This window comes from Enterococcus pernyi (assembly GCF_045371165.1).
Lineage (GTDB): Bacteria > Bacillota > Bacilli > Lactobacillales > Enterococcaceae > Enterococcus_B > Enterococcus_B pernyi.
The window spans coordinates 79767-106209 of record NZ_JBIQDM010000001.1; the positions used below are offsets into that span (position 1 = coordinate 79767).

General features: G+C 37.5%; 26 protein-coding genes and 1 riboswitch. Of the genes, 17 read left to right on the forward strand and 9 right to left on the reverse strand.

Annotation, left to right across the window (positions count from 1 at the left end; genetic code table 11):
• Positions 1–249: 249 nt before the first annotated feature.
• Both ACH0AK_RS00405 and ACH0AK_RS00410 read left to right on the forward strand, forming a co-directional pair.
• Positions 250–735, forward strand: coding sequence for a tyrosine-type recombinase/integrase (locus tag ACH0AK_RS00405; RefSeq protein ID WP_023518885.1), 486 nt, complete (start codon positions 250–252; stop codon positions 733–735).
• A gap of 51 nt (positions 736–786) precedes the next feature.
• Positions 787–978 (forward strand): hypothetical protein, encoded by a 192-nt coding sequence (locus ACH0AK_RS00410; protein ID WP_023518886.1) that lies wholly within the window; start codon positions 787–789, stop codon positions 976–978.
• Positions 979–1080: 102 nt separating this feature from the next.
• On the opposite strand, the gene ACH0AK_RS00415 is transcribed toward ACH0AK_RS00410, so the two are convergent.
• The 3 genes from ACH0AK_RS00415 to ACH0AK_RS00425 are packed head-to-tail and all read right to left on the reverse strand — an operon-like array spanning position 1081 to position 2543.
• Positions 1081–1245, reverse strand: coding sequence for a hypothetical protein (locus tag ACH0AK_RS00415; protein ID WP_023518887.1), 165 nt, complete (start codon positions 1243–1245; stop codon positions 1081–1083).
• The gene (locus tag ACH0AK_RS00420; RefSeq protein WP_080674300.1) at positions 1238–1693 is read right to left on the reverse strand and encodes a thioredoxin family protein; all 456 of its coding nucleotides are present in this window, start codon (positions 1691–1693) and stop codon (positions 1238–1240) included. Before ACH0AK_RS00420 ends, ACH0AK_RS00415 begins: the two co-directional genes overlap by 8 nt.
• 4 nt (positions 1694–1697) lie before the next feature.
• A complete protein-coding gene (locus ACH0AK_RS00425; RefSeq protein ID WP_226075949.1) occupies positions 1698–2543 on the reverse strand; it encodes a hypothetical protein in 846 nt (281 codons plus the stop codon).
• A 299-nt stretch (positions 2544–2842) separates the two neighbouring features.
• Between ACH0AK_RS00425 and ACH0AK_RS00430 the strand changes: the two genes are divergently transcribed.
• Positions 2843–3742 (forward strand): helix-turn-helix domain-containing protein, encoded by a 900-nt coding sequence (locus ACH0AK_RS00430; RefSeq protein WP_194179939.1) that lies wholly within the window; start codon positions 2843–2845, stop codon positions 3740–3742.
• Between the two features lie 327 nt (positions 3743–4069).
• On the opposite strand, the gene guaA is transcribed toward ACH0AK_RS00430, so the two are convergent.
• From guaA to ACH0AK_RS00445, 3 genes are all read right to left on the reverse strand, one after another.
• Positions 4070–5635 carry a glutamine-hydrolyzing GMP synthase gene (gene guaA, locus ACH0AK_RS00435; protein ID WP_023518891.1) on the reverse strand — a complete coding sequence of 522 codons (1566 nt, stop codon included), beginning with the start codon at positions 5633–5635 and terminating at the stop codon, positions 4070–4072.
• Positions 5636–5693: 58 nt separating this feature from the next.
• Positions 5694–6617: a type I pantothenate kinase gene (gene coaA, locus ACH0AK_RS00440; RefSeq protein ID WP_019723173.1), complete on the reverse strand. Its 924-nt coding sequence runs from the start codon at positions 6615–6617 to the stop codon at positions 5694–5696.
• A gap of 369 nt (positions 6618–6986) precedes the next feature.
• Positions 6987–7913, reverse strand: a complete 927-nt coding sequence (locus tag ACH0AK_RS00445; RefSeq protein WP_499796683.1) for a LysR family transcriptional regulator — start codon at positions 7911–7913, stop codon at positions 6987–6989.
• A 406-nt stretch (positions 7914–8319) separates the two neighbouring features.
• Positions 8320–8487: riboswitch (M-box (ykoK) riboswitch) on the reverse strand.
• Between the two features lie 330 nt (positions 8488–8817).
• Here ACH0AK_RS00445 and ACH0AK_RS00450 point away from each other — a divergent pair.
• From ACH0AK_RS00450 to ACH0AK_RS00510, 13 genes are all read left to right on the forward strand, one after another.
• Positions 8818–9423, forward strand: coding sequence for a class I SAM-dependent methyltransferase (locus ACH0AK_RS00450; RefSeq protein WP_023518893.1), 606 nt, complete (start codon positions 8818–8820; stop codon positions 9421–9423).
• A 503-nt stretch (positions 9424–9926) separates the two neighbouring features.
• On the forward strand, positions 9927–10943 hold the full coding sequence (locus tag ACH0AK_RS00455) for a LacI family DNA-binding transcriptional regulator (protein ID WP_010734491.1): 1017 nt from the start codon (positions 9927–9929) through the stop codon (positions 10941–10943).
• Between the two features lie 141 nt (positions 10944–11084).
• Positions 11085–12386 (forward strand): pyrimidine-nucleoside phosphorylase, encoded by a 1302-nt coding sequence (locus tag ACH0AK_RS00460; protein ID WP_023518894.1) that lies wholly within the window; start codon positions 11085–11087, stop codon positions 12384–12386.
• Positions 12387–12399: 13 nt separating this feature from the next.
• Complete coding sequence (deoC, locus tag ACH0AK_RS00465) at positions 12400–13062, forward strand: deoxyribose-phosphate aldolase (protein ID WP_023518895.1); 663 nt, start codon at positions 12400–12402, stop codon at positions 13060–13062.
• Positions 13063–13080: 18 nt separating this feature from the next.
• On the forward strand, positions 13081–13479 hold the full coding sequence (locus ACH0AK_RS00470; protein WP_010734488.1) for a cytidine deaminase: 399 nt from the start codon (positions 13081–13083) through the stop codon (positions 13477–13479).
• A gap of 63 nt (positions 13480–13542) precedes the next feature.
• The gene (locus ACH0AK_RS00475; protein WP_010734487.1) at positions 13543–14628 is read left to right on the forward strand and encodes a BMP family lipoprotein; all 1086 of its coding nucleotides are present in this window, start codon (positions 13543–13545) and stop codon (positions 14626–14628) included.
• A 248-nt stretch (positions 14629–14876) separates the two neighbouring features.
• Complete coding sequence (locus tag ACH0AK_RS00480; RefSeq protein ID WP_499796684.1) at positions 14877–16439, forward strand: ABC transporter ATP-binding protein; 1563 nt, start codon at positions 14877–14879, stop codon at positions 16437–16439.
• Entirely contained in the window at positions 16432–17565 is a 1134-nt protein-coding gene (locus ACH0AK_RS00485) for an ABC transporter permease (RefSeq protein WP_010734485.1), read from the forward strand. Before ACH0AK_RS00480 ends, ACH0AK_RS00485 begins: the two co-directional genes overlap by 8 nt.
• The gene (locus tag ACH0AK_RS00490; RefSeq protein ID WP_010734484.1) at positions 17565–18521 is read left to right on the forward strand and encodes an ABC transporter permease; all 957 of its coding nucleotides are present in this window, start codon (positions 17565–17567) and stop codon (positions 18519–18521) included. Before ACH0AK_RS00485 ends, ACH0AK_RS00490 begins: the two co-directional genes overlap by 1 nt.
• A gap of 94 nt (positions 18522–18615) precedes the next feature.
• On the forward strand, positions 18616–19782 hold the full coding sequence (deoB, locus tag ACH0AK_RS00495; RefSeq protein ID WP_194179938.1) for a phosphopentomutase: 1167 nt from the start codon (positions 18616–18618) through the stop codon (positions 19780–19782).
• Between the two features lie 85 nt (positions 19783–19867).
• Positions 19868–20683, forward strand: coding sequence for a purine-nucleoside phosphorylase (locus ACH0AK_RS00500; protein ID WP_194179937.1), 816 nt, complete (start codon positions 19868–19870; stop codon positions 20681–20683).
• Between the two features lie 23 nt (positions 20684–20706).
• A complete protein-coding gene (gene deoD, locus ACH0AK_RS00505) occupies positions 20707–21414 on the forward strand; it encodes a purine-nucleoside phosphorylase (RefSeq protein WP_010734481.1) in 708 nt (235 codons plus the stop codon).
• Between the two features lie 828 nt (positions 21415–22242).
• Positions 22243–22494 (forward strand): CPBP family glutamic-type intramembrane protease, encoded by a 252-nt coding sequence (locus tag ACH0AK_RS00510; RefSeq protein ID WP_499796714.1) that lies wholly within the window; start codon positions 22243–22245, stop codon positions 22492–22494.
• A 272-nt stretch (positions 22495–22766) separates the two neighbouring features.
• Here ACH0AK_RS00510 and ACH0AK_RS00515 read toward each other — a convergent pair whose 3' ends face one another.
• Positions 22767–23393, reverse strand: a complete 627-nt coding sequence (locus tag ACH0AK_RS00515; RefSeq protein WP_499796685.1) for a hypothetical protein — start codon at positions 23391–23393, stop codon at positions 22767–22769.
• Positions 23394–23890: 497 nt separating this feature from the next.
• On the opposite strand from ACH0AK_RS00515, the gene ACH0AK_RS00520 reads away from it, so the two are divergent.
• Positions 23891–24481 carry a response regulator transcription factor gene (locus ACH0AK_RS00520; protein WP_023518900.1) on the forward strand — a complete coding sequence of 197 codons (591 nt, stop codon included), beginning with the start codon at positions 23891–23893 and terminating at the stop codon, positions 24479–24481.
• 374 nt (positions 24482–24855) lie between these two features.
• Here ACH0AK_RS00520 and ACH0AK_RS00525 read toward each other — a convergent pair whose 3' ends face one another.
• Both ACH0AK_RS00525 and ACH0AK_RS00530 read right to left on the reverse strand, forming a co-directional pair.
• A complete protein-coding gene (locus ACH0AK_RS00525) occupies positions 24856–25542 on the reverse strand; it encodes a 2,3-diphosphoglycerate-dependent phosphoglycerate mutase (protein ID WP_010734478.1) in 687 nt (228 codons plus the stop codon).
• A 276-nt stretch (positions 25543–25818) separates the two neighbouring features.
• The gene (locus ACH0AK_RS00530; protein ID WP_010734477.1) at positions 25819–26403 is read right to left on the reverse strand and encodes a recombinase family protein; all 585 of its coding nucleotides are present in this window, start codon (positions 26401–26403) and stop codon (positions 25819–25821) included.
• Positions 26404–26443: the final 40 nt, after the last annotated feature.

Here is a 26443-nt window from a genome sequence, read left to right on the forward strand (position 1 = left end):
AGTATTAGAAGATATAAATGTGGTTCTGATACGTATAGATTCACCTTTTATGTAAAAAAATAGGTAGTTGAAGTGATTGGGATGCTTAGTGAGAAACTTTAAAAATGATTTAAGACTGGAAGCCTAGATACCTCTCAGTCTTTTTGTTATTCATTCCAACTTTTATTGACAAAGAGCCTGTTTCGTATTCCATTAGTTACAAAACAAAAAACTGTGAATCCCTTCATTAACAAAGGATTCACAGTTATTTTGATTATTCTATTCCCACTCCACTATGAAAATAGTATTACTTATGAATTTGTTGAGCTTAAAACTAAAGCTAGTAAACGAGTGATTGCTTTAGATGATGTAACAATTAAATATTTACATGAAAGGAAACAACGGCAAGATGAACAAGGTGGAATTACATTCGTATTGTCATATAATAGCGTTCCAACACAAAAACATACGATTCGGCATACTATAAGAAGACATGCTGACATTGCAAAAGTACACAGTATACGAATACATGGTTTAAGACACTCTCATGCATCTCTCCTTATTAGTATGGGTATGAATGCTCTTTTGGTAAAAGATCGTTTGGGTCATGAAGACATTCAAACTACTTTAGGAACTTACGGGCATTTATATCCCAATACGAATTTTACAGTTGCGGAATCTTTAAATAATTATATAAAGACTGAGATGCCAAAAGAAAGTTTAGTAAAAGATGTTAAGAACCAATTTAAGAAATAAAAGGAGTAGCTGTGATAAAAGTATGATAATGAAAAGACAAAGAGCCGACAAATGTTGATTAAAAAAATGAAGATCGCACAAAAGGCACCACATTATCTGGTCGCCAATGCAGACCATGGTTCAGAAAGCAATTACCGCTATTTGGAGGAAGAACTTCCCCGGCATACAAAAGTTAGGCTTGCTCATTATAGCAATCAACATGATGAAATTGAAAAAAAGCAGTGCCTTATCTACCCAAAATGAAAAGAAAAACAAGGAGCACTCGAAAAATCACATGATTTTCGAGTGCTCCTTGTTTGGAGAGAGAGTGTAACTAATGAACGTATGACACACTCTGGGGCTATATCAATTCTTAAGCTTATTTAATTCGTCACGCATTTCATTTAATTTGTGAAGTACATCGTCAAAGTCTTTTCTATTCTGCAAAATTAAAGTTTGAATTTGGACAATACAAGAAATTAACATCAAGATAACAATTGAAATAACAACGAAAAAAACAATATTATCCACTTTCATGCTCCTTTCCATTATCTCCGAAATGAAGAAATTCCAATATTGACGCTTTCGTTTGTTTCCCGCTTTTTTTGTAAATAACTTCTCCGTCAGAAATTTTTATAAGAGTGGGCACTGCATCAATAGATAAGTTTTCAGCAATGTCATCTAATTTCTTTGAATCAATTTTCCTAGCTTCATCAGTATTATAATAGAATATTTTTTCAGAAGCATCATTAAGAACATCTCTGAGTACCGGTTCAAATTCGTGACAATCTGGACAAGTGGGGCGTCCGATGTAAACCATAATATCCTCGTGCATATTCAGCTTGTTCTGTAATTCTTCGGATGTAATTAGTGGCAATACATCTGATAAACTAGCAAAACTTCGATAAGAAAATACAGATATTAACGATATTACAATAATAAAAACACTTATAATGAAACTCTTTCTTCTTTTGCTCATATATTTAGAGTTTGAAACAACCGCCGATTGTTGTCAACGATACACCAGCAAATGCACAAAATCCACCGATACAAGCTGCACAAGCAGTGCCTAAAGTGGCAATACATAAAGCGCTACAAGCTGCAAGAATAACTCCTGCTAAATAATAACTAACACCCAAAACAACAACAAGACAAGCGATTATCTGCACAGCTCCTCTTTTGTTGGAATTTTCTAGTACTTCATTTGTAACATTTTGAATGTCATTTTTGATTTGTTCGTTAGAAACGAATGTATCATCTAAAATTTCATGATTTACCAAGTTATTGTTTGAATAAGAATGAATTTCAAATGTATTTTTTTGTGACTTAGTAATCAAAGTTTCTTGAAGTGCTTTCAATTCTCCATTTGAAGAATAAGTTGCAGTAACATTACTAATGAAACTATAGTCTTCACTAGCAACAGGGAGAGTAATTACATAATATTCTTCATTTGTTATTTTATCTATCGTTTGTACAACAACTATTTTTGCTTTGTCTAGGTAGGTGTTATCGATGTGCAGCTGTACTTTATTGTTCGCTAAATCTTTTGAAAAATAGTTGGTTACATTTTCTTTTTCGATTTGGCTTACTTCAAAAGTATTTTGAGAGGTTTCTACCATTTTATCTACTAATGTATTCTGTTCATCAGTAAGTGAGGTTAAGTCAACTCCCATTTTTTTAATCTCTTGCATGATTGATTCTTTGGTTTTAGATAATTCATTAGTATTTTTGATTTCTGATGCTTTAGCAATACTTGTCATTGAAGGTACTATAAAAGAAGCTAACGTAATAACTGTCAGTAATAATGTTAGGAACTTGAATTTTTTCATATAAATATTCTCCTTACAAATTGAATTTACATAACCATTGGAGTTGCTCTTAATTTCCTGAAAATTATCGATATATTAATCCATCAGTCATCAGTTCAAATTCTTCTGTTTTACAAGGTAATTCATTGATTATTGAACATCAATGAACCACTCTCTGAATAGTTGCATTAAAAAATCAAACATATTTTCACCACCTTATTATTTTATTCTTCACATATGGTATTATAGTAGCAAAGAAAAAGGAATTTAAATTATGGTCAAAATTTTCACATCAAAAAAAATAAAATAACGGAGGATGTATGGAGGTTTATGAGCTATTGAGAAAACTTCGTGTAGAAAGAGGTCTTTCTCAAAAATATTTATCCGATAAAATAACGACCAGAGAAACTTATGTGAAATACGAAAATGGTAAAACAAATATTCCGTTTGTTATTTTAATTGGATTACTGGAAAAAATGAATTTAAATTTAGATGAGTTTATTTTTTACCTAGACAAGGATAGTGTAAGAGAAAAGAATTGGAGCTTAAAGAAATTAGTAAAGAATATTAGGAAAGATGAACTAAATTTCCAACGTACATTGCGAGTACTTCGAGAGAAAGCTAGAGATACAAATGATATAGTAGATATTAGGAATTATTTAGTTGTTAAGACAGTGGAGTGGTACCAATTAGTAGATAGCGAAAGAAAATTAAGTAATTCTGATAAAAAATATTTATTGAAGCTAAAAAATTATTTGGAAGCTGTTGATGAATGGGGTAGATTTGAAATAGCAACCTTTAGTACACTTTTATTTGTATTTGAAACAACTTATATAAAAGGTCGGTTAGCAGATATTGAAAGGAAAATAGAAAAAAATAAAGATTTTGAGATTTTTCATTCAATATTACTTGGTATGTATAACAATGCTTTTTTATTAATGCTCGAACGCAAAGAATCAAATTTAGCTAAAAAATATTTAGAGAAGATAAGTGATGTTCGTCATAGTCTTTTATTTTTTGGAGATACAGGAGTTTACTATAATTTTTATAAATTACTTTTCAATCATTTAACAGAAGAATCTGGACGAGTTGCTGACTTGTTACAGTATTTTCAAGGGTTAAAAATGATAGGTTCTCATAGCTTATCCAGACGTTTTAAAAGCGATTTAAGGAAGTTTGAACTTATTTACAATATTACACCAATATTTTTTGTGGATTAATCATTACAAGCGTGGGTGAAAACGGGAACAATTCGGGAACATGCACTGCACTATCATTTAGAAAAGTAGTGAAATTTTTTCTCACTAAATTTATTAGTACATTAACTACTCATTAGTCTTAAGTATTAATTGAGGATCACTGGGACTATAAAGACATTCAATTTACTTTAGGTACTTCTGGATAATCATATAAATACTGAATTATCAAAAAGAGTTTTGCCAAAGATGTAAGAAATGAAATAACGATTAACTGTGATAAAAGTGTGATAATGAAAAAACAAACAGCCGACAAACACTGATTTAAAAGAGTTTGTTGGCTGTTTGTTATTATTCCCACTCCACAGTTGCTGGTGGTTTAGAGGTAATATCGTACACGATACGGTTCACGTGTGCGACTTCATTGACGATACGTACAGAGATTTTTTGTAGCACATCCCATGGGATACGTGCAAAGTCAGCTGTCATACCATCGATCGATGTGACCGCACGGATACCGACTGTGTAGTCATACGTACGACCGTCGCCCATGACACCAACAGAACGGATACCAGGTAAAACAGTGAAGTATTGCCAGATGTCACGGTCAAGACCGGCAGCGGCGATTTCTTCGCGTAAGATCATATCTGATTCACGGACGATCTCCAATTTTTCTTCAGTGATTTCACCTAAGACACGGATACCAAGACCTGGTCCAGGGAATGGTTGGCGCCAAACGATTGAGTCAGGCATACCAAGCTGTGTCCCTAGTTCGCGGACTTCGTCTTTGAATAATGTGTTCAATGGTTCGATCAATTCAAATTGCATGTCCTCAGGCAAGCCACCTACGTTGTGGTGTGATTTGATCGTTTGGGCAGTTTCTGTTCCACTTTCGATTACGTCGGTGTAAAGTGTTCCTTGTGCTAAGAAAGACACACCTTCTTCGCCGGCAAGCTTTGTTGCTTCGTCGTCAAATAAGTATACGAATTCGTTACCGATGATTTTACGTTTTTCTTCAGGATCAGAGACACCTGCAAGTTTATTTAAGAAACGTTCTCTTGCATCTACTTTGATGATGTTCAAGCCGAATTTTCCGCCTAAGCTTTCCATGACTTGATCCGCTTCGCCTTTACGCAATAGACCATGGTCAACGAAAATCGATGTTAATTGATCACCGATCGCTTTTTGTAAAAGGACACCAACGACACTTGAATCCACTCCGCCAGATAAACCAAGTAAGACTTTTTTATCGCCAACTTGTTCACGGATTTTTTCGATCTGCATGTCGATGAAATTGTTCATTGTCCAATTGCCTTCACAGTGACAGATGTCAAAAGCAAAATGACGTAATAATTCGATCCCATATTCTGAATGACGGACTTCTGCGTGGAATTGGATACCGTAGAAGTTACGTTCTTTGTCTTGGATCGATGCAATTGGGCAATCGCTACTTGTAGCAACAGTTTCAAAACCTTCTGGTACTTTGGTTACTAGATCCCCATGGCTCATCCAAACGGTTTGTTGTTTCGGTGTTTGGCTGAATAGTGCCGCATCATCGGCTGTTACTTCAAGCAATGCTTTGCCGTATTCACGGTTTTTCGCAGGCTCAACAGAACCGCCAAGTTTGTACGTGATCAATTGCATACCATAACAAATACCCAACACTGGAATGCCTAAATTGAAGATTTCAGGATCAATGCCAAAAGCATTCTCATCATAGACACTGTTTGGTCCTCCAGAAAGGATGATCCCTTTCGGATTCATAGCTTTCACTTCTTTAGCTGTAATACGGTGGCTCAATAATTCAGAAAAAACACCTAAATCACGGATGCGTCGTGTAATCAATTGATTATATTGACTACCGTAATCTAGTACGATGATTTTTTCAACGTTTGTCATATCGGCAACGTTCGTCACATTTATTACCCCTATCCCTTTAAAATTTATCTCAAAATAGTTGAACTATTTTAAAATGCTAATATTTTCGCATGAAAATCGAATCGATAATATGATTTTCAGTTTTATGGAGAATTATATCGGCTCTTCCACGAGTAGGCAAGATATATTCGTTTAAATTCTTCAAATTCACATTTTTCCATACATCTCTTGCCATTTTAAATGCATCTTCACGATTACCAATGGCAAATTGGTAGTAATAGTTTTGTGGATGTTGAAAAGCTGTATCAAGTAACGCACCAAAGCGATCCAAATACCATTTTTCGATCAATTCAGAATCTGCATCAACGTAGACAGAGAAATCAAAAAAGTCACTGACGTAAATCTGTTGATTAGCTGGTAGTTGAAGCGTGTTGATTCCTTCGACGATCAAAATGTCCGGTTGTTGGATCAGTTCATATTCATCGGGAATAATATCATAGACATCGTGAGAGTAGACGGGAACTTTGGTTGTTTCTTGACCGGATTTCACTTGATTAAGAAAATCGATCAACCTTTCCATGTCATAGCTTTCCGGAAATCCTTTCCGGTCCATAATACCACGTTCTTTTAAGACTTTATTCGGATATAAAAAACCATCTGTGGTGATCAGCTGGACATTTCTTCGTTTGAATGTCCGAGACAAAATCATTTGCAATAAGCGCGCGGTGGTGCTTTTACCAACTGCGACACTTCCGGCAATCCCGATAATAAAAGGTGGGACTTGAGTATATTTATGAAGGAATAACCCTTTGCTCAGAGAGAGGGATTCAAACTCTTTCATATGCAGAAAAATCAAGTGCGCAAGTGGTACATAAATGTCGCGAACATCTTGCATGGAAATACGGTCATTCAAACTTTTTATACTATCTAGTTCATCTTGTGTCAATGGAGCTTGACCATTTCGGTAAAATTCGCGCCACTCTTCTCTTGCCACACGGTAATAATTCATTGGATCATTCATACATAGCCTCCTGGATTCTCCCATCAATGGACCTATTTTAACATAAATGCGTGTCAAACCCTACCACTTAGGCGAGAAACTAATTGGTTTTTTCTCATATCAGAGGATGGAAGAATAGGCGTTCTTTCTTTTTTGATAACTGAAAAGAGGCGAGGAGAATAGAGGATTGTGTAAGAAAAAAGTAACAGTTTAACTCAAAGTTAGCTGAAATGGCAGGAATAGAAGTAACATTTTGGGAAGTAAATAGACACCCACCAAAATTTGAAGAACAAATTCAGTGGATGCCGCCTTACTTTTCGAAGATTAATCTCTCTGGGATCTCTTATCGGTGTTCATTTACGACATTGAAATACTTGTTTTATTTTGATTTCAGTATTTATCGTTTTGGCAGTAATAGGTGCCAGTATCAGCAGAGTCCATCATTTGTGTAGTGTGACATGTTTGATTAAAAATCGCTTGGATTTCTTTTTCAACCTCTGGATAGAAGTAAAAATTTTCTGATTCACTGTTTTTATAAAGATAAAAATGAATGGTTGGAAATGTTGGTAGAGAGACAAAACAAACAGGTTCAATAGCTAAAAGTTCTTGCACAAAGGTATTGGCTAATAGCATTCCTTTTCCTTCTGTAATCATTTTCGCTGCCCCTAAACTATCTGGACAGACGACATATTTTGGTTCATTGATCAGCTGCTTGACTACTTTTTTCGTAATCACTTGATGTTCTACATGGTCGAGTAAAAAGATAAAAGGTAACTCTTCTAGTACTTCCGCGGATAATATCCCATCTGGTTTTACAAAATAGTTACTGATTGCTACTTTAAGTTCCAAAGTGGCTAACCTTGTTTGAATAAATTTGGGGTGATCTAAGGTAGCAGAAGTAATGGCAAAGTCGATTTCTTTCTGGCTTAGTTTATTTAGCAGATCCAATGAAGGAATATAACGGTAGTCGATCGTAAAGTTTTGATGCCGGATTGGATATTTGTTTGCTTCAAAGATAAACGAAGCATCGCTTGTACCAACACGCAAAGAAGGATAGTCTACTGATTCATTTAATGAGATATTCAATTTCTTCGCTTCCGCCAAAATCAATTCTACGGAAGGAAGGATTGATTTTCCATGGGTACTCAATATGATCTTTTTCCCGTGACGTTCAAACAAATCTGTCCCGATTTCTTGTTCTAAACTTTTTAAAGAACTACTTAACGAAGAAATACTAACATATAGCTCTTTTGAAGCTTGCGAGAGGCTGTTGAAACGGGCAATCATATAGAAATATTCTAATTTTTCGATCGACATACAGCTAGGTCTCCTTTATCATTTTATTCTCCTTTTAAATGTCTCATGGGCCTCTTAAAAAAACAATAGTTATCGTGAAGCACACATAGAGATTAAACAATCCTTAATATTCTGTGAAATAAATCACTATGAGATTGGATGTGAGTTGGTCATTAATAAGTTTTTTGCTGGGAGGACAGTCATTGATTTGTTGTAGTGGATGAAGCGAATCTCAACCAAGTAAGGAAATCGAAATAGTTGAAAATAGCAATAGGATACCAAGACAGCTATTTTTACGTCAAGCGATGGTCATCGTTTTCTCGGTGGTGCGATTTTTGCTGACAACCTAAAAAAGCCTCCTCAATACATAAAGGTCGGCGTACTCAAATAAACATTGGAACGTGTAATTTGCAATTGTGGTGCGCAATTGTAATCACGTTAATTGAGCTTTGGCTTTCTGAGACGTAAGAAACAAGTTCTAGTTATCTTGGAAAAGCCTTAATTCGACAATCCCTGCTTTACTCGTTACTGTCTCTCGACATTTCCGAGCGATAACCTATGTTCTTCAGAGTAACCTCACCTAATATGATTATTTTTTCATCCACATCATATCGGTCAGCGGAAGTAAGAGTCAATAATGTTCATTTGTTTAATTGGATGATTCTCTCGCGATTTGTCATCATAAAGGCGATAATATCAAGGATTATGCTCGTCCGATGTACCCTGTTCCTACTTTCACGAAACAGATTACGCAAATACCGAAAAAGGACAAATAGAGAAATGTTAAGGGATGTGATTTTTCCTTCTGTATCACATTAAATAGCTTAATTTGGTAAAAGAAAAACGAAGACATACAGTTTCACTTGCATCTTCTCATGGAACACGTTAGACTATGAACAACTAACAGATAAGAAGGATGGAAACTATGACGAATCATTATTATTCCGAACACCCAGAGATTGCTCATGAGTTTGACGAATGGTCATTTGAGCTAAGAGGGAAAACTTTTCAGTTCGTGACGGACTCGGGTGTGTTTTCACGTGAAACAGTTGATTATGGCTCACGTGTATTGATCGATGCCTTTGAATGGGCACAGCTACCAGATGGCAAAATTTTGGATGTTGGCTGTGGTTATGGTCCAATCGGACTTTCTCTTGCCTATGCGAGTGAACGTTTCGTGGAGATGGTAGACATTAATGCTAGAGCGGTTGATTTAGCCCAAGGAAATGCGAAGCGAAATCGAATCAAAAATGTAGCGATTTACCAGTCAAACATTTATGAAGAGGTGACAGAAACAGATTACGCTGCAATTGTCAGCAATCCGCCGATTCGTGCAGGCAAAAAAGTCGTACATGAAATCTTGACAGGTGCGTATCCTCGTTTACGTACGGGCGGTACTTTAACGATCGTCATTCAGAAAAAACAAGGGGCACCTAGCGCACAAAAGAAAATGCAAGAAACATTTGGGAACGCAGAAATCGTGATCAAAGATAAAGGCTATTATATTATCCGAAGTGTGAAAGAAGACTGAAAGCAACTGAATAAAAGCAACGAAACAGTCGAAGAAATAAGCAGTATTTCTTTGACTTTTTTTGTTTGTACAAGAAGTTGCTCAATGGATGTGGAAGGAAAATGACAGGACAAATAAAGTGAAAAATAAGGAATGCAAGATAGAAAAATAACATATTATTTAATGCTTTTACATATCTAAAATAACAGTGAAAAAGCACGTCGAGCTTTTTTAAAAGTCTATAAAATCAGAGCAATTTACATACACTAGGGTGGGGCGGTCGATTTTTAGAGTATAGATGTTACTACATCAAATAAACGAATCGTCATCGGTGATGGGTAAATAAAGTAGGATGAGGGGAAATGAGAGTGAACCACGAAACATAAGACATTGTTATAAAATTTATCTAGTGAATCTCTATATTATACTCATTTACTTTTGACCAAGCCTTTTTTCCCTCTATCCATTTCGAAAACCATTTGGTACACTGTTAGGGAATTTACATATATAAAGGGGGAACAAAAGTGAAACTGACAATTCGAGATATTGCTGAGATGGCAGGTGTTTCAGTGACGACTGTGTCACAGATTTTAAATAATAAAGGCAGCCGTTTTAGTGAAAAGACACGAAAAAAAGTGTTGTCGATCGTAAATGAACATCATTACAAGCCAGATTATTTTGCTTCCAATGTGATCAATCGTCACTCAAAAACGATTGGCATGATCGTGCCAGATGTGACGGATTTCTTCTTTTCTAAAGTGATCGAAGGGGTTGAAAGTTATTTAAACCCCTTAGGATATGTCATCATTCTTTGTAACTCCAGACATAGTCAAGACAATGAACTGAAGTATTTAAGGGAGCTTTCTCATCGATCCGTAGATGGTTTATTGTTAGCGACGCCGAATGTGTTGCCTCAAGAGTATGCACTTGATAGTAGTTTTTATAACAACATGCCGATCATCCTGATCGATCGTGGGTTGAATCGTCGAGATAACGGTCGCTTGATCGTGAAAGAATATGAAGGCGCTTATCAAGCTGTCTCGTTATTGATCAAAAATGGTCATACTAAAATTGGTATGCTAAAAGAGACAACTGGCTATTATCAGTTAGAAGAGCGATTCAATGGTTATCGTCATGCACTAAAAGATCATGGACTGGCGTTCAACGGTAAGTTTGTAGAAGAAGGAGACCTGACTGTCCAAGGAGGGTACGAAGCAAGTAAGCGCTTGTTACGTCATAAAGATGTAACGGCGGTATTTTGTGGGAATGATGCCATGGCGATTGGTTGTTACCAAGCAATCGATGAAATGGGCAAGCGTATTCCAGAGGATATTTCGGTCATCGGCTTTGATGGATTAAAATTGTCTGAGTATATGATCCCTAAGTTGACAACGGTCAAGCAACCGAGTTTCGATATCGGTTTTTATGCAGCTCGCTTTTTGATTGACACGATTGAATTTCCACAAAGAAAAGTTCCGAACAAAGTCTTTGAAACAAAATTAATTATTCGTGAGAGCGTAAAAACATTGACAAAGGTCTAGTAGGGCGTTATATTGCTTATGTAAGTGTTTACAAAGTTGGTAAGATACATTGCAGGGAAATAGTAAACCGGTTTACTAAAGTGGTTTACCTTTTTCGAAATTCCTGTATAATACCGAATGAAGAACGAGGAGGATTACGGCATGCGGATGGTCGATTTGATCGAAAAAAAGAGAGATGGACACCAATTATCAAAGGAAGAGATTTCGTACATTGTCACGAACTACACAAATGATAACATTCCTGATTACCAAATCAGCGCATTATTGATGGCTATTTTCTATCAGGATATGACCGATGAAGAAATCACTGATCTAACGTTGGCAATCGCTCATTCTGGCGATGTGATCGATTTAAGTTCCTTAGATGGGATCAAAGTCGACAAGCATTCTACCGGAGGCGTGGGGGATACAACTACCCTGATTTTAGCACCTTTAGTAGCAAGTGTAGGTGCAACTGTGGCAAAAATGTCAGGGCGTGGTCTTGGCTACACAGGTGGCACATTAGATAAGTTAGAAGCTATTCCTGGATTTCGGATCGAACTATCAGATGAAGAATTCATCCGCACCGTGAACGAAAGTAAAGTAGCGGTGATCGGCCAATCGGGCAATCTCGCTCCAGCAGATAAAAAATTGTATGCCTTGCGTGATGTGACGGCAACGGTCAACTCGATCCCATTGATTGCTAGTTCGATCATGAGTAAGAAAATCGCTGCAGGAGCGGATGCGATCGTGCTAGATGTGACGACGGGTGACGGTGCCTTCATGAAAAATATCGATGACGCGAGACGCTTGGCGAAGACCATGACACGGATCGGCAAATTAGCCGGTCGCCAAACAGTAGCAGTGATCTCTGATATGTCTGAACCGTTGGGTGAAGCAATCGGCAACAGCTTAGAAGTCGTTGAAGCCATTGAAACACTTCAAGGGAACGGACCGGAAGATTTAGTTGAAATGTGCTATGCTTTAGGTAGTCAAATGGTCGTTTTAGCCAAAAAAGTGGCATCGATCGAAGAAGCGCGCGAAATGCTAAAAGAAGCCCTTGAATCAGGGAAAGCTTTAGCTAAATTCAAAGAAATGATCCAGAACCAAGGGGGCGACCCAACAGTTGTCGATGAACCTGCGCGGTTGTTAACTGCTCGTTATATTTATGAACTGCCAGCGAAGACAACAGGTGTCGTGACAAAAATCGTTGCGAACGAATTAGGGATCGCAGCAATGATGCTTGGTGCAGGACGTAAAACGAAAGAAGATTCGATTGATCATGCTGTTGGTTTACGATTGAATAAGAAAATCGGTGATAAAGTAGAAGCTGGCGAATCGCTATTGACGATCTATAGTAATGAAGAAGACATTTCGCCAGTGATCGACTTGTTATATAAAAATATTGAAATCGGTGATACGGCGGAGAAGCCTATCCTGATTCATGACATCATTACAGAGTAGAAGGAGAAGAGACATGGAATTAAATCGAATGATCGACCACACAATTCTAAAAGCAGATGCAACAAAAGCAGATGTGATGCGCATTATTGAGGAAGCAAAAAAACATCATTTCTATTCAGTATGTATCAATCCAACATGGGTTGCCTTGGCGAAAGAGGAATTACAAGGTGAGCCAGTCGCTGTTTGTACCGTTATTGGTTTCCCATTAGGAGCAAATACGGCCGAAACAAAGGCATTTGAAACAAAGAATGCGATCGAAAATGGCGCAGATGAAGTGGATATGGTCATCAATATCGGTGCCTTGAAATCTGAACAAGACGATGTCGTGAAAAAAGATATCGAAGCCGTAGTCGAAGCTGCTAAAGATCGCGCGTTAGTTAAAGTAATCATTGAAACAGCCTTGTTAGAACAAGCGGAAATCATCAAAGCTTGTGAATTAGCGAAAGCTGCAGGAGCTGATTTTGTGAAAACATCTACTGGTTTCTCAACAGGTGGCGCGAAAGTGGAAGATATCCGCTTGATGCGTGAAACGGTTGGTCCAGAAATGGGCGTCAAAGCTTCAGGAGGTATCCACAATGAAGCGGAAGCCCTGGCAATGATCGAAGCCGGTGCAACACGAATCGGTACAAGTGCTGGTGTATCAATCATGTCCGGTTCAACTGGCGAAGGCTATTAATATTCTAAGGAGAAAAAGATGTCAGAAATCAAACAAGAATGGATCGATATCGCTATCGACGCTTTGGATAAAGCGTATGTGCCTTATTCCAAATTTCCAGTAGGTGCTTGTTTAGTGACAGCATCTGGGAAAACCTATCAAGGATTGAATATCGAAAATGCGTCATTTGGCTTAACGAATTGCGCAGAACGTACTGCGTTTTTTAAAGCAGTATCTGAAAAAAAAATGGACTTTACACATCTAGTCGTTGCAGGTCATACACCTGAGCCGATTTCTCCATGTGGTGCTTGTCGCCAAGTAATGGCAGAATTTTGTGAGCCAGAGATGCCAGTCACGTTGGTTGGCGACAATGGTGTGACGAAAACGATGACCGTAAGAGAGTTATTACCTTACGCATTTTCAGAAAAAGATTTATAAATTATGTTCAATTCAGTCAGCTGACTGTTGAAAAAACAACTACTTTTAGGGGGCTTTACAGAAATGAAAAAAGCAAAATTATTTGGTTTAGGTGCTATCGCACTATCAGCAGGCTTACTTTTAAGCGCATGCGGTAACGGCGGTTCAGATTCTACTGATTCAACCGGTGGAAACAGTGCATCAGGAACAGCAACTGCAGCATTGATTACAGATACAGGTGGCGTCGACGACCGTTCATTCAACCAGTCAGCTTGGGAAGGGTTAGAAGATTGGGGTAAAGAGGAAGGCTTGTCACGTGGAAACGATGGCTTCCAATATTTCCAATCTGCCAATGAATCAGATTATATTCCAAATATCGATCAAGCGTTAAACGCTGGCTTCAAGACAATTTTTGGGATTGGTTTTAAATTGAAACCTGCAATCGAAGAACAAGCAACAAGTAACCCTGAAACAAACTTTGCAATCATTGATGATGTGATCGAAGGAAAAGACAACGTCGTTTCAGCAACATTCAAAGATAACGAGGCTTCTTATCTTGCTGGAGTTGCAGCAGCTTACACAACTGAAACAAATGTGGTTGGATTTATCGGTGGCGTTAAAGGGGAAGTAATCGACCGTTTTGAAGCTGGTTTCAATGCCGGAGTTAAAGCAGGCGCTGAAGCGTTGAATAAAGACATCGAAGTATTGAACCAATACGCAGGTGATTTCTCAGCTCCAGATAAAGGACGTTCAATCGCACAAGGTATGTACGCACAAAACGCTGACATCATTTTCCATGCTTCAGGTGGTACAGGTAACGGTGTCTTCCAAGAAGCAAAATCATTAAATGAATCAGGCGACAAAAAAGTTTGGGTAATCGGTGTTGACCGTGACCAATCTGACGAAGGAAACTACACATTGAATGGTGAAGACAAAAACTTCACATTGACATCAACACTTAAAGGTGTAGGAACAGTTGTAAAAGATTTAGCACAACAATCAGCAGAGGGTGACTTCCCTGGTGGCGAACACACTGTTTATGGTTTGAAAGAAGACGGTGTAGGTATCACTGAAGGCCAACTTTCTGATGAAGCGAAAAAAGCAGTAGATGAAGCAAAAGAAAAAATCATTTCAGGTGACATCGAAGTTCCTGAAACTCCTGAAAGCTAATAAATACCATTTCTATAGCCTTGTTGGACAATTGTTTAACAGGGCTATCGTTTAGTTATCTACTTAATGTTGTTTTTTTATGCAAGTTGCTAGGTATCCCGATTTGGATAAGGGAACAACTTGTAACAAGTAGCTTAGCTCCTTGGATTTTGGTTACTCGATGAGCGACGTTTTGTGAACGATCGTCATCGTCCCTTTTATTTTTTAAACAATGTCGTCTGGATATAAATTGTTAGGATGTGAAAAATGTGGATCAAGAAAATATTGTCATCGAAATGCGAAATATCACGAAACAATTCGGTACTTTCAAAGCAAATGACAACATCAACCTTCAAGTGAAAGCAGGAGAAATCCATGCCTTGCTTGGTGAAAATGGTGCAGGTAAATCAACGTTAATGAATGTTTTATCCGGTCTTTTAGAGCCAACATCAGGTGAGATTTTGATGCACGGCAAAGAAGTAAAAATCACGAGCCCGACGAAAGCCAATCAATTAGGGATCGGAATGGTGCATCAACACTTTATGTTAGTCGATGCATTCACAGTAACAGAAAATATCGTACTAGGTAGTGAGCCAAGTACAGGCGGTATCTTGAACCGTAAGAAAGCCCGGGAAGAAATCAAACGATTATCTGAACAATATGGCTTAGCAGTGAATCCGGATGCGTACGTTCGTGATATTTCTGTCGGTATGGAACAACGTGTGGAGATTTTAAAAACACTCTATCGTGGTGCAGATGTCTTGATTTTTGATGAGCCAACAGCCGTACTGACGCCGCAAGAAATCGATGAATTGATCGTGATCATGAAAGAATTAGTCAAAGAAGGAAAGTCGATCATTTTGATCACACATAAATTAGATGAGATCAAAGCAGTTGCCGATCGTTGTACGGTCATTCGTCGTGGTCAAGGGATTGGAACGGTCAATGTGAAAGATGTTTCTTCGCAACAGTTAGCCGATATGATGGTCGGAAGAACCGTCTCATTCAAAACAATGAAAAAAGAAGCACGTCCACAAGAAGTGGTGCTTTCTGTTGAAAATCTTGTAGTTAAAGAAAACCGCGGATTAGAAGCAGTGAAAGATTTGAGTCTGGAAGTCCGAGCAGGTGAAGTCTTAGGTATTGCTGGAATCGATGGAAATGGACAATCGGAGTTGATTCAAGCGTTAACCGGTTTACGTAAAGTAGAAAGTGGAACGATTCGTTTGAAAGACGAAGAGATCACGAATAAAAAACCACGTAAAATCACCGAATCTGGGCTAGGACATGTGCCAGAAGATCGACATAAATATGGTTTGGTCCTTGATATGACTTTATCTGAAAATATTGCCATGCAAACCTACTATCAAAAACCGTATAGTAAAAATGGTCTGTTGAACTATGGTGTGATGAATGAACATGCTAGAGATTTAATCGATGAGTATGATGTGCGGACAACGAACGAATTAGTACCAGCGAAAGCTTTATCTGGTGGGAACCAACAAAAAGCCATCATTGCTCGCGAGATCGATCGTGACCCTGATCTACTGATCGTTGCGAATCCAACACGTGGATTAGATGTTGGTGCAATCGAGTTTATCCATAAACGTTTGATTGAGCAACGTGATAAGTTCAAAGCAGTTTTATTGATTAGTTTTGAATTAGAAGAAATTTTAAATGTGTCCGATCGTATTGCGGTAATCCATCAAGGAAAAATCGTGGGGATCGTTGATCCAAAAGAAACATCTGAAAACGAGCTAGGTCTATTGATGGCGGGGTATACTTTAGAAGAAGCACGTAGAGAGTTAGAAAAGGTTGGTGACACACATGAATGATCGTAGCGAAAGGTTCCGTAATCTGCTAGTGCCTATATTTTCGGTTATTTTAGGGTTGATTCTAGGTGCTATTTTGATGGTTGCCTTTGGTTACCATCCAATCCAAGGATATTCTTCCATGTTGAATGCTTCGTTAGGTTCACAACGAAGTATCGGTGAAACATTAAGACAAGCAACACCTTTGATTTTTACAGCCTTAGGTTTTTCTGTTGCAAATTCAGCCGGATTCTTTAATATCGGGCTTTCTGGACAAGCACTGTGTGGCTGGATCATAAGCATTTGGACCGCGTTAGCTTTTCCAGATCTACCAAAAATCATTCTCTTGCCAATGTGCGTGATTTTAGGTGCACTTGCTGGGGCAATGGCCGCAGCTATTCCAGGATTGTTACGTGCGTTCTTTGGAACAAGTGAAGTTATCGTAACGATCATGATGAATTATATTTTGCTCTATTTAAGTACGTATACACTTCATGAAATAATGCCTGAATCTTATCGTTCAAGTTTAGACTCTTCAAATATGATCAGTGAGAATGCATCTTTACGTATTCCTTGGCTGACCCAGATGTTTGGAGGCTCTCGTGTGAATGGCGGACTCTTCTTGGCACTGATTGCGTTAGTGGTTGTATGGATAGTCATGAAGAAAACAACCTTAGGCTTTGAGATCCGTTCTGTTGGATTGAATCCATATGCCTCTGAATATGCGGGAATGAGTAGTAAACGAACAATTGTCTTATCTATGGTTATCTCTGGTGGATTAGCCGGACTAGGTGGTGTGGTCGAAGGACTAGGAACATATCAAAACTTCTTCGTACAGACAACCTCATTATCCATCGGGTTTGATGGTATGGCCGTGTCATTATTAGGTTCTGGTTCTGCGATTGGGATTTTGTTATCTGCGCTATTATTCAGTGTCCTAAAAATCGGTGGATTAGGAATGCAGACTGGTGCTGGAGTACCATTTGAAATCGTCAATGTATCGATTGCCTTGATCATCTTCTTCGTGGGGATCAACTTCTTGATTCGTTTCCTTATGGCGAAATTCTTCCAAGGGAAAAAACAAGAGGAAATCGTCGCAACGATTGAAACGAAACCAAATCAACAAAATCAAGAAGGAGGAGAGCTGTAATGTCAACAGTAGAACTGATTTCCTTGATCCTTACATCAACACTTGTTTATTCAACACCGTTGATTTTAACCTCCTTAGGCGGAACGTTTTCTGAACGAAGCGGGATCGTCAACGTTGGGTTAGAAGGCATCATGGTGATGGGGGCGTTTAGTGCGGTCGTCTTCAACTTGACGATGAGTGACACATTAGGCTCAATGACTCCTTGGATTGCTATTTTAGTCGGTGGCGTAGTTGGTGTTCTCTTTTCCTTGATCCATGCAGTCGCAACAATCAGCTTGCGCGCAGACCATATCATCAGCGGAACGGTCATCAATTTGATGGCACCTGCTTTAGGTGTATTTTTGATCAAAGCATGGTATGGTAAAGGACAAACAGACAATATCTCACAAAACTTAGGTTACTTTTCATTTCCTGGATTATCTGAGATTCCAGTGATTGGTCAAATTTTCTTTAGAAATACATTTTTACCAGCGTATTGTGCGATTTTAATTGCTGTTATCGCATGGTTCGTCATCTTCAAAACTAAATTTGGTTTACGTTTACGTTCTGTTGGGGAAAATCCTCAAGCTGCAGATACACTAGGGATCAATGTATATGCGATGCGCTATTCAGGTGTCTTGATTTCTGGTCTTCTTGGAGGCATGGGTGGAGCTGTGTTCGCTCAATCGATCTCTGGGAACTTTTCAGCAGGAACGATTGTCGGTCAAGGGTTCATCTCAATGGCTGCAATGATTTTTGGTAAGTGGAATCCACTAGGTGCGATGGGTGCATCCTTATTCTTTGGTTTTGCACAAAGTTTGAGTATCATCGGCGCGCAATTACCAGTGATTTCTTCAATTCCACCAGTTTTACTACAAATTGCGCCTTATCTATTAACGATTATCGTTTTAGTGGCGTTCTTAGGTAAAGCATCTGGACCAAAAGCCAACGGTAAGAATTATATAAAATCTAAATAATCGTTTAGTGATTAAAAAGGGCGGGTTACGGGAAGTTTTTTTCGGCTCGCCCTTTTTACTTTATAAAGAAAATAAATAGAAAGAAGGAATACTCATGTTTAAACGCGTACATTTGATCGTCATGGATTCAGTCGGAATCGGAGAAGCACCTGATGCTGAAAAATTCGGAGATAAAGGTTCGGATACATTAGGTCATATTGCTAAAGAAGCTGGGTTGACGATACCGAATTTGGAGCAACTTGGATTAGGAACGATTCGTCTTTTAGAAGGGGTCGAAGCAGTGCAAGATCATCAAGGGTATGCGACCAAATTGGAAGAAGTTTCTGTCGGCAAAGATACAATGACAGGACATTGGGAAATCATGGGCTTGAATATCAAAACACCATTTCGTGTTTTTCCAAACGGCTTCCCGGATGAATTATTGAAGAAAATCGAAGAATTCTCTGGACGTAAAATTGTTTGTAACGAACCTTATAGTGGAACAGCAGTCATTGACGACTTTGGTGAACATCAAATGAACACCGGCGACTTGATCGTTTATACGTCAGCTGATCCAGTGTTACAAATTGCTGCACATGAAGAAATTATTCCTTTAGAAGAACTTTATCGGATTTGCGAATATGTTCGTGAAATTACAAAAGATGATCCTTATATGATCGGTCGGATCATTGCCCGTCCATATCTTGGTGAGCCAGGTAACTTTACGCGAACAAGCAACCGTCACGATTACGCATTAGATCCATTTGGACATACGGTTTTAGACTCATTGAAAGAAGCCGGCAAAGATGTTATTGCAGTCGGTAAGATCAATGATATTTTCAATGGCCAAGGCATCACCGATTCTGTTCGTACAAAGAGCAATATGGACGGTGTAGATCAATTATTGAATGTGATGAAACAAGACTTCACTGGGTTGAGTTTTACAAACTTAGTCGATTTTGATGCGTTATACGGTCATCGTCGCGATGTGGTTGGTTATGCGCGTGCTATCGAAGATTTTGATTTGCGTATTCCAGAATTATTAGATGCAATGGCTGACGATGATCTATTATTAATCACCGCTGACCATGGGAATGATCCAACTTTCACTGGTACTGACCATACTCGCGAATACGTGCCATTACTTGCTTATAGTAAACAAATGAGTGGGCAAGGTAGTTTACCACAAGGTTATTATGCGGATATCTCTGCAACGATTGCCGAAAACTTTAACGTAGCAGCAACTGAAAATGGCGAAAGTTTTTTAAAACTATTGAAATAACGACGTGCATCATCCATCAATGAATCATCATTGGCTTTATTATGTAAGATAGAATAATCAAAATTTTATATATAGGAGAAAAACAATGAAATTAAATGAGATGTTACAAGAGACGACTGCGTTTATCAAAAGCAAAGGTGTCGGAACGATCGATTTTGGCATGATCTTAGGTTCAGGTTTAGGTGAATTAGCAGAGGAGATCGAAGAAGCAATCGTGATTCCTTATGATAAGATTCCGTTCTTTCCAACTTCGACAGTCGTTGGACATGCAGGTCAACTTGTTTACGGAACACTTTCAGGCAAAAAAGTATTGGCGATGCAAGGACGTTTCCATTTTTATGAAGGTCATTCGATGCAAACAGTCACTTATCCTGTGCGAGTGATGGCTGCGCTAGGCGCGCATTCAGTTGTTGTGACCAATGCGTGTGGTGGCGTGAATGAATCATTTGCACCAGGTGATTTAATGCTGATCACGGATCATATCAACTTTACAGGTCAAAATCCATTGATTGGGCCTAATGACGAAGAAATGGGGCCTCGTTTCCCTGATATGAGTGAAGCTTATACAAAAGCGTATCGCGAAATGGCAAAAGCAGCAGCGACATTATTGGACGTAGAATTAAAAGAAGGCGTGTATATGGGCTATTCCGGTCCAACGTACGAAACACCAGCTGAGATTCGCATGTCTCGCGTGATGGGTGCAGATGCAGTGGGCATGTCGACTGTACCAGAAGTCATTGTTGCAGCTCATAGCGGATTGAAGGTCTTAGGGATTTCTTGTATCACTAACTTGGCTGCTGGTATGCAAGCAAACTTGAATCACGAAGAAGTCGTTGAAACAACTGAGAGAGTCAAACAAACATTTAAATCATTGATCAAAGAAACACTTTCTTTACTATAAAAAATTGATTGAGAGGTCCGGAAATGAGTGTTCATATTGAAGCAAAACCAGGAGAAATCGCAGACAAGATTTTACTTCCTGGCGATCCACTAAGAGCGAAGTATATTGCAGAAACTTTTTTAGAGAATCCCGTTTGCTATAACCAAGTACGCGGTATGCTTGGTTATACTGGAACGTATAAAGGGGAAAGAGTCTCTGTTCAAGGAACAGGAATGGGTATGCCCTCAGCGATGATCTATGCGCATGAGTTGGTCAATTCCTATGACGTAAAAAAATTGATTCGTGTTGGCACATGCGGTGCCTTGTCAAAAGACGTACACGTTCGTGACTTGGTCTTAGCACAAGGAGCCGCGACAAGTTCTTCTATGATCGAAAAGAATTTCAACGCGTTCCATTTTCCACCAATCTGTGATTTTGACTTGTTGTTGAAAGCATACGAAGTAGCGAAAGAAAAAGGTTTTACTACACACGTTGGCAATGTACTATCAGAAGATTCTTTCTACAAAGACGATTTGACAGAGACATTCAAGTTAGCAGAACTTGGTGTGATGGGCGTGGAAATGGAAGCTGCTGCGTTGTATTATCTAGGTGCAAAATACCAAGTGCAAACATTAGCGATCATGACGGTCAGTGACCATCTGATCACCGGTGAAGAAACAACTGCCAGCGAACGTCAGACAACATTCAATGACATGATTGAAGTAGGATTGGAAACGGCGATTCAAGGGTAGTAATTGTAATGAAAGAATTTGATTAAACGTAAAAGTCATAATAGGGAACTATTTTGGCTTTTACGCTTTTTGCGTAAGTGTTACTGTAGGTTACTAGTAGATAAAAAATACAAATGTTATCTGTACAAGATTTTACTAATAGGTTTCTTTCTCTGCACCTTGCTATACAAAAAAAGGAAGGGGTATAATGAAAATAAGTAATACTTAATGTTTTTAGATAATTGAGAAAAGTAGGATGAAAACAACAAACAGTACTTTTACATAGTAAGTTGATAAATTGGAGGGGAGATATAAGAAGATATTGTTTGTTTAATAAATATAAGCATTATATGTTAGGAATGCGATAAGAAAGAGAATGACAGTGTTTTAACTATCTATGCGATTACTGCTTGCTTTTTCAGGAGACGGTGAGAAGGGGGACAAGATGACTCATCGTTCGATTAATTGGTGGTCAAGATGAAGGTAGATCACATTCGGTTAACTCTAAATAAAAGTATCATTCTAACTGTCTGGATAACCATTTTTTGTATAACAAACTTCGGAATAATAAGAAGTAAGACCATTCTCATATTATTAGAAAATAACCAATTGATTCTAAATCTGATAATGATTTTATTTATTTACTTACTTACTTTGCATGTCCGAATTAAATCGAGCATTACAAGGTCTGAATATGTCAATGATGAAACAAGTAGGATTCACTTTGCTACTTTTGTTAGTGATGAATTTTATATATATGGTACTTGTATTTGGTAGTTTTGAAGTAGTCTCACAAAATTACGATAGTGTTGTTCTATTTTCTGTCATAGTGATTGCCCTAATAAGTGAATAGTTTACCGTTACCTATTTTTGAGTATAACTGATTCTAATTGGTTAAAAATAGTGTATGGGTTGGTTTCAACAGGATTGTTTTTCTATGGGCATAGCTTTACATATAGCGGAAATTTATTAGCAATGGTCCAAATTCTATTTTTGACTTTAGCTACAACATATCTATACGTGAAAACCAACAATATATTACCTGCTATTATGTTACATAGCTTATATAATCTATTTGTCCTCTCGCTATTTATGTGCTAATAAATAGCCCAGCTTAGAAAGAATAGCTAGGCTGGGCTATCAGTAAAACGTCTAATATTATGGATCTTTCGAGTTATTCAGAATGGATTACTGATTGATTCATAACCTAAAAAAGGAAATTTAAAGTATACAAAGACAAATCATAACAAACAAGGTATACAGAACTAATCCGATTCTACTTAATTTTGTCTCCTTACCTTTCTTGATCTTGTAATAGTAATAGCTGTATAGCGAGAAGAGATAGACTACCACTATTAAAATCTTTCCTAAGATCATAGCTTTTGAATTGGACTTTGTGTTAGTGTATTCAAACTTGCAATAGGGAACTCATCTGTAGCTGTGAAGCGACAGCCACCTTTTGATGATCCAACATTGATCCATTTCTTCATATCAGAATTTGCATCTCTAAAGCGAGTACCTAATATTGTAGAGCCAATTAATCCAAGTAATGCGCCTGCTGGTCCTCCAGCCATTGCTCCTCCGAGAACCCCTACAGATTGTAGTAACGTTGCACAGGTTCCATAGTCGTCGCGAAGATTAGCCATGGAAGATTTTGAAGAAGCAAAAGCATTATAAGCCCCTGTTTTAAACATTTCTGAGTAGGAAGCTCTGCCTGAAATATAGACAGTTGATTGCGCCCCATCGTATTTGTTTATTAAGTAAAATGCTTCTTCTTCAGAAAGTGAAGTATTTCCGGTTAATTGTTTTTTTGATTGAATCATTTGATTGAACTCTTGTTCAAACGCTAGCCACGTATCATTTGAAACACGTGTTACAGTAGCTTTTTGTTCTTCTGGAAGCTCGGAAGCATAAGCGGTTAAGGTTGAGGGGAATATGACGGATAAAATACAGAGTAGTCCCAAATTAGCAATAAAATACTTCTTTAACATTTTTTTCATGATCAATTATTCCTTCTTTCCAAAAAAATTATTTATTTTATAATAGTGTTTTTTGTATCAAAGTATGCATTTCTTGTATGTAAAAGTATCCACTATTTTAAAATGCTGAGTTGTTCTATCTCTTGACAACATTAATTGTAGAATAAAAAAATGCTTTTTAAAATAAGCAATGTGAGTTATTTTATTTCTCGTTTTACCTATTTAAAAACGAGTAGGCATGAAATATAATAAAAATAGAGAGTTTTTTTGTAAGCTTTTGTGTTCAATTATTGTGTAATAGAGAACTATCAGGGAGATACAGTTTGGTATAAATATAGTCACTGAATCAACAGAGGAAACTTGAGAAAAAGTTTTCAAGGGAATTTATTGGCTTATCTTCTTAGCTATTCTCCACACCTTATATAAATTACCAATGCTCTTTAGAAATAGCACTGTGTTTTTATTTAGAATTATCGGAGTATTTCATCGATTTAAATCGAAAGGGATGACAGATAGTAATGAAAATTATCTTATTTGATGACCATGAACTTTTTTTACAAAGCCTTGAATTATATTTAAGGAAGTATTTTGATCACTTTGTTACATGTAATCACCGTAAAGATTGTCTTGAAGTAGTCAAGCAAGAAAAACCAGATATTGTGTTGATGGATATTCGGTTAGGTGAGAAAAATGGATTAGAAGAAGGGGAAAAAATACTCAAGTTGTTTCCAGAAACAAAACTAATGTTTCTTTCAGGTAGCACATTGATAAGAAATTATGAAGAAGCAATAAACATGGGGGCAAAAGCATTTGTCAATAAAACAAGTTCAGTGGAAGATCTCGTGACGAAGATTCATCTAGTAAATGGGGGAGATACTATTTTTCCAGAATATGAAAAAATATATGTAAGTTTAACAAAAACGGAAAAAAAAATTTTGCAGTTGGTAGCTCAAGGTAAGAGCCAACAAGAAATTGCTGAAATTATTTATAGTAGTCGACGGACGGTTTCAACTCATATGCAACACATTTTCAACAAGTTAAATGTTCACTCTACCGTTACAGCTGTAGTACGTGGGATTGAGTTAGGAATTATTACAATTGAGATGTAGTTCTTATTTAAAAGTATGAGCATATTTTTTACATAATCATCTTCATCTACTTTATTGAATAGACAATTTCACATTAAGTAGTATATAAGTTTAGATGTCAATCTTACTATTTATTCGTTTAGTTAGATGAGTATTAACAATAAAACATTAAAGAAAGTGGACACTATCGCTTGGGGAATAATGTGGGTAGTGTCTATATTATTTTTTAGTCATTACTTGTATATGAAGAATAAGATTCTTTACCTAGTAACATTGATACTCTGAGCATTAAAGAGCTAAGACTACAGTTTATCCAATGTCTAAAAAAAACAGCCCCTTCATCTCTTACAATAATAGGAGGTGAGGAGGCTGTCATACTTACAATAGAATATCTATTATAAGTAGTATTTTTTGATGACAGTCAAGTCGTCGTTTAATTCATAAACAAGTGGTTGACCTGTTGGGATTTCAAGATCCATGATGTCTTCATCAGAGATTCCTTCGATGTGTTTTGCTAATGCACGCAAAGAGTTACCATGTGCAGCAACTAAGACAGTTTTGTTGTCTAACAAAGCTGGTGCAATTTCGTCTTGCCAGAATGGCAATGCGCGTTCTAAAGTAACTTTCAAGTTTTCTCCACCAGGTACGTCGCGTTTGTCTAACATTGCATAACGACGATCGTTTGCTGCTGAACCTTCATCAGTTGCTTCCATTAATGGAGGAAGAGTGTCGTATGAACGACGCCAGATGTGAACTTGTTCGTCACCATATTTTTCTGCTGTTTCTTTTTTATTTAATCCTTGTAATTTACCATAATGACGTTCGTTCAAGCGCCATGATTTGATTTGTGGTACCCAAAGTTGATCTGAGTATTCTAAAATCAAGTTACAAGTTTTGATGGCACGAGTTAATACAGAAGTATAAGCAACATCAAATTCGATTCCAGCTTCTTTGATTTTACGTCCGCCTTCTTTTGCTTCTTCGATTCCTTCTGGTGCTAGGTTTACATCTGCCCAACCAGTAAATTGGTTCAATGCATTCCATTCGCTAAGACCGTGACGAGAAAAAACTAATTTTGGCATGTTTAACTCTCCTTTAAAATAAGTGTTATTTCTGAAAATTTCAGTTCTGCCTTATTGTACAATGTTTTTCATAAGATTTCCATTGTAAAATGAAAGCTGTTTGTTTAAAAGACCACAGACGAACTAAAAAAAAGGCTGTAAACAAGCGTTATTACAGAGCTTTCACTCAAAAAACTTGTTTGACAACCTTTTTATCTATTAAGTAAAATAATTTCTGTTTGTTTAGTGTGGGTTCTTTCGATCAATTATTGAAATCAACGGGTTTGTACTTGCTAATTAATTGAATAATTGCTGAAGCTCTTTTTCAGGTAGGTTGATATATTTGTAGCAAGTGCCGACTGAAACGCCACATTTTGAAGAAATAAATTGGATCGTTTCTTTCTTTTCATAGTAGAGACGACGAATTTTTTTGATTGTTTTGGCATCGATTTTTGGTCGTCCGCCGATTTTTCCTTTTTTGCGTGCTTCATCTAATCCAATCAGCGTGCGTTCTTTGATCAATGCACACTCCATCTCAGCTAATCCTTCCATCAATTGGAAGTAGACCGTCCCCATAGGTTCGCGAGTATCGATTTTTTCTGTGATGCTGACTAGATGTAACCCACGGTCTTTAAATAATTTCGTGAATTCTGTTAGTTGTCTTGTCGATTTTCCTAGATGATGAAGCTGGCAAATCACTAATGTATCGCCTTGCTCCATTTTTTCGATGACTTTTTCTAAACAAATGGCGTCAGATAAACTGTCTTTTTGACCATACGTTTCGTGAAAAATTTCGTGACAACCAAAATCAGAGAGTTTTTGCATTTGAGCCGTCGAATCGACATCATTAATAGTTGTACGTGCATAACCGATAATCTTCATGGTGATTCCTTTCTAGCAAAGTTTTCTAAGTGTTTGAGAC

Coding starts and splice junctions, on each gene's coding strand:
- ACH0AK_RS00485 (WP_010734485.1), top strand. CDS start 16,432: ATGAATGATCGTAGCGAAAGGTTCCGTAATCTGCTAGTGCCTATATTT.
- ACH0AK_RS00475 (WP_010734487.1), top strand. CDS start 13,543: ATGAAAAAAGCAAAATTATTTGGTTTAGGTGCTATCGCACTATCAGCA.
- deoC (WP_023518895.1), top strand. CDS start 12,400: ATGGAATTAAATCGAATGATCGACCACACAATTCTAAAAGCAGATGCA.
- ACH0AK_RS00530 (WP_010734477.1), bottom strand. CDS start 26,403: ATGAAGATTATCGGTTATGCACGTACAACTATTAATGATGTCGATTCG.
- ACH0AK_RS00470 (WP_010734488.1), top strand. CDS start 13,081: ATGTCAGAAATCAAACAAGAATGGATCGATATCGCTATCGACGCTTTG.
- coaA (WP_019723173.1), bottom strand. CDS start 6,617: ATGAATGATCCAATGAATTATTACCGTGTGGCAAGAGAAGAGTGGCGC.
- ACH0AK_RS00410 (WP_023518886.1), top strand. CDS start 787: ATGTTGATTAAAAAAATGAAGATCGCACAAAAGGCACCACATTATCTG.
- ACH0AK_RS00445 (WP_499796683.1), bottom strand. CDS start 7,913: ATGTCGATCGAAAAATTAGAATATTTCTATATGATTGCCCGTTTCAAC.
- ACH0AK_RS00520 (WP_023518900.1), top strand. CDS start 23,891: ATGAAAATTATCTTATTTGATGACCATGAACTTTTTTTACAAAGCCTT.
- ACH0AK_RS00525 (WP_010734478.1), bottom strand. CDS start 25,542: ATGCCAAAATTAGTTTTTTCTCGTCACGGTCTTAGCGAATGGAATGCA.
- ACH0AK_RS00450 (WP_023518893.1), top strand. CDS start 8,818: ATGACGAATCATTATTATTCCGAACACCCAGAGATTGCTCATGAGTTT.
- ACH0AK_RS00420 (WP_080674300.1), bottom strand. CDS start 1,693: ATGAGCAAAAGAAGAAAGAGTTTCATTATAAGTGTTTTTATTATTGTA.
- ACH0AK_RS00425 (WP_226075949.1), bottom strand. CDS start 2,543: ATGAAAAAATTCAAGTTCCTAACATTATTACTGACAGTTATTACGTTA.
- ACH0AK_RS00430 (WP_194179939.1), top strand. CDS start 2,843: ATGGAGGTTTATGAGCTATTGAGAAAACTTCGTGTAGAAAGAGGTCTT.
- ACH0AK_RS00490 (WP_010734484.1), top strand. CDS start 17,565: ATGTCAACAGTAGAACTGATTTCCTTGATCCTTACATCAACACTTGTT.
- ACH0AK_RS00460 (WP_023518894.1), top strand. CDS start 11,085: ATGCGGATGGTCGATTTGATCGAAAAAAAGAGAGATGGACACCAATTA.
- ACH0AK_RS00500 (WP_194179937.1), top strand. CDS start 19,868: ATGAAATTAAATGAGATGTTACAAGAGACGACTGCGTTTATCAAAAGC.
- deoB (WP_194179938.1), top strand. CDS start 18,616: ATGTTTAAACGCGTACATTTGATCGTCATGGATTCAGTCGGAATCGGA.
- ACH0AK_RS00515 (WP_499796685.1), bottom strand. CDS start 23,393: ATGAAAAAAATGTTAAAGAAGTATTTTATTGCTAATTTGGGACTACTC.
- deoD (WP_010734481.1), top strand. CDS start 20,707: ATGAGTGTTCATATTGAAGCAAAACCAGGAGAAATCGCAGACAAGATT.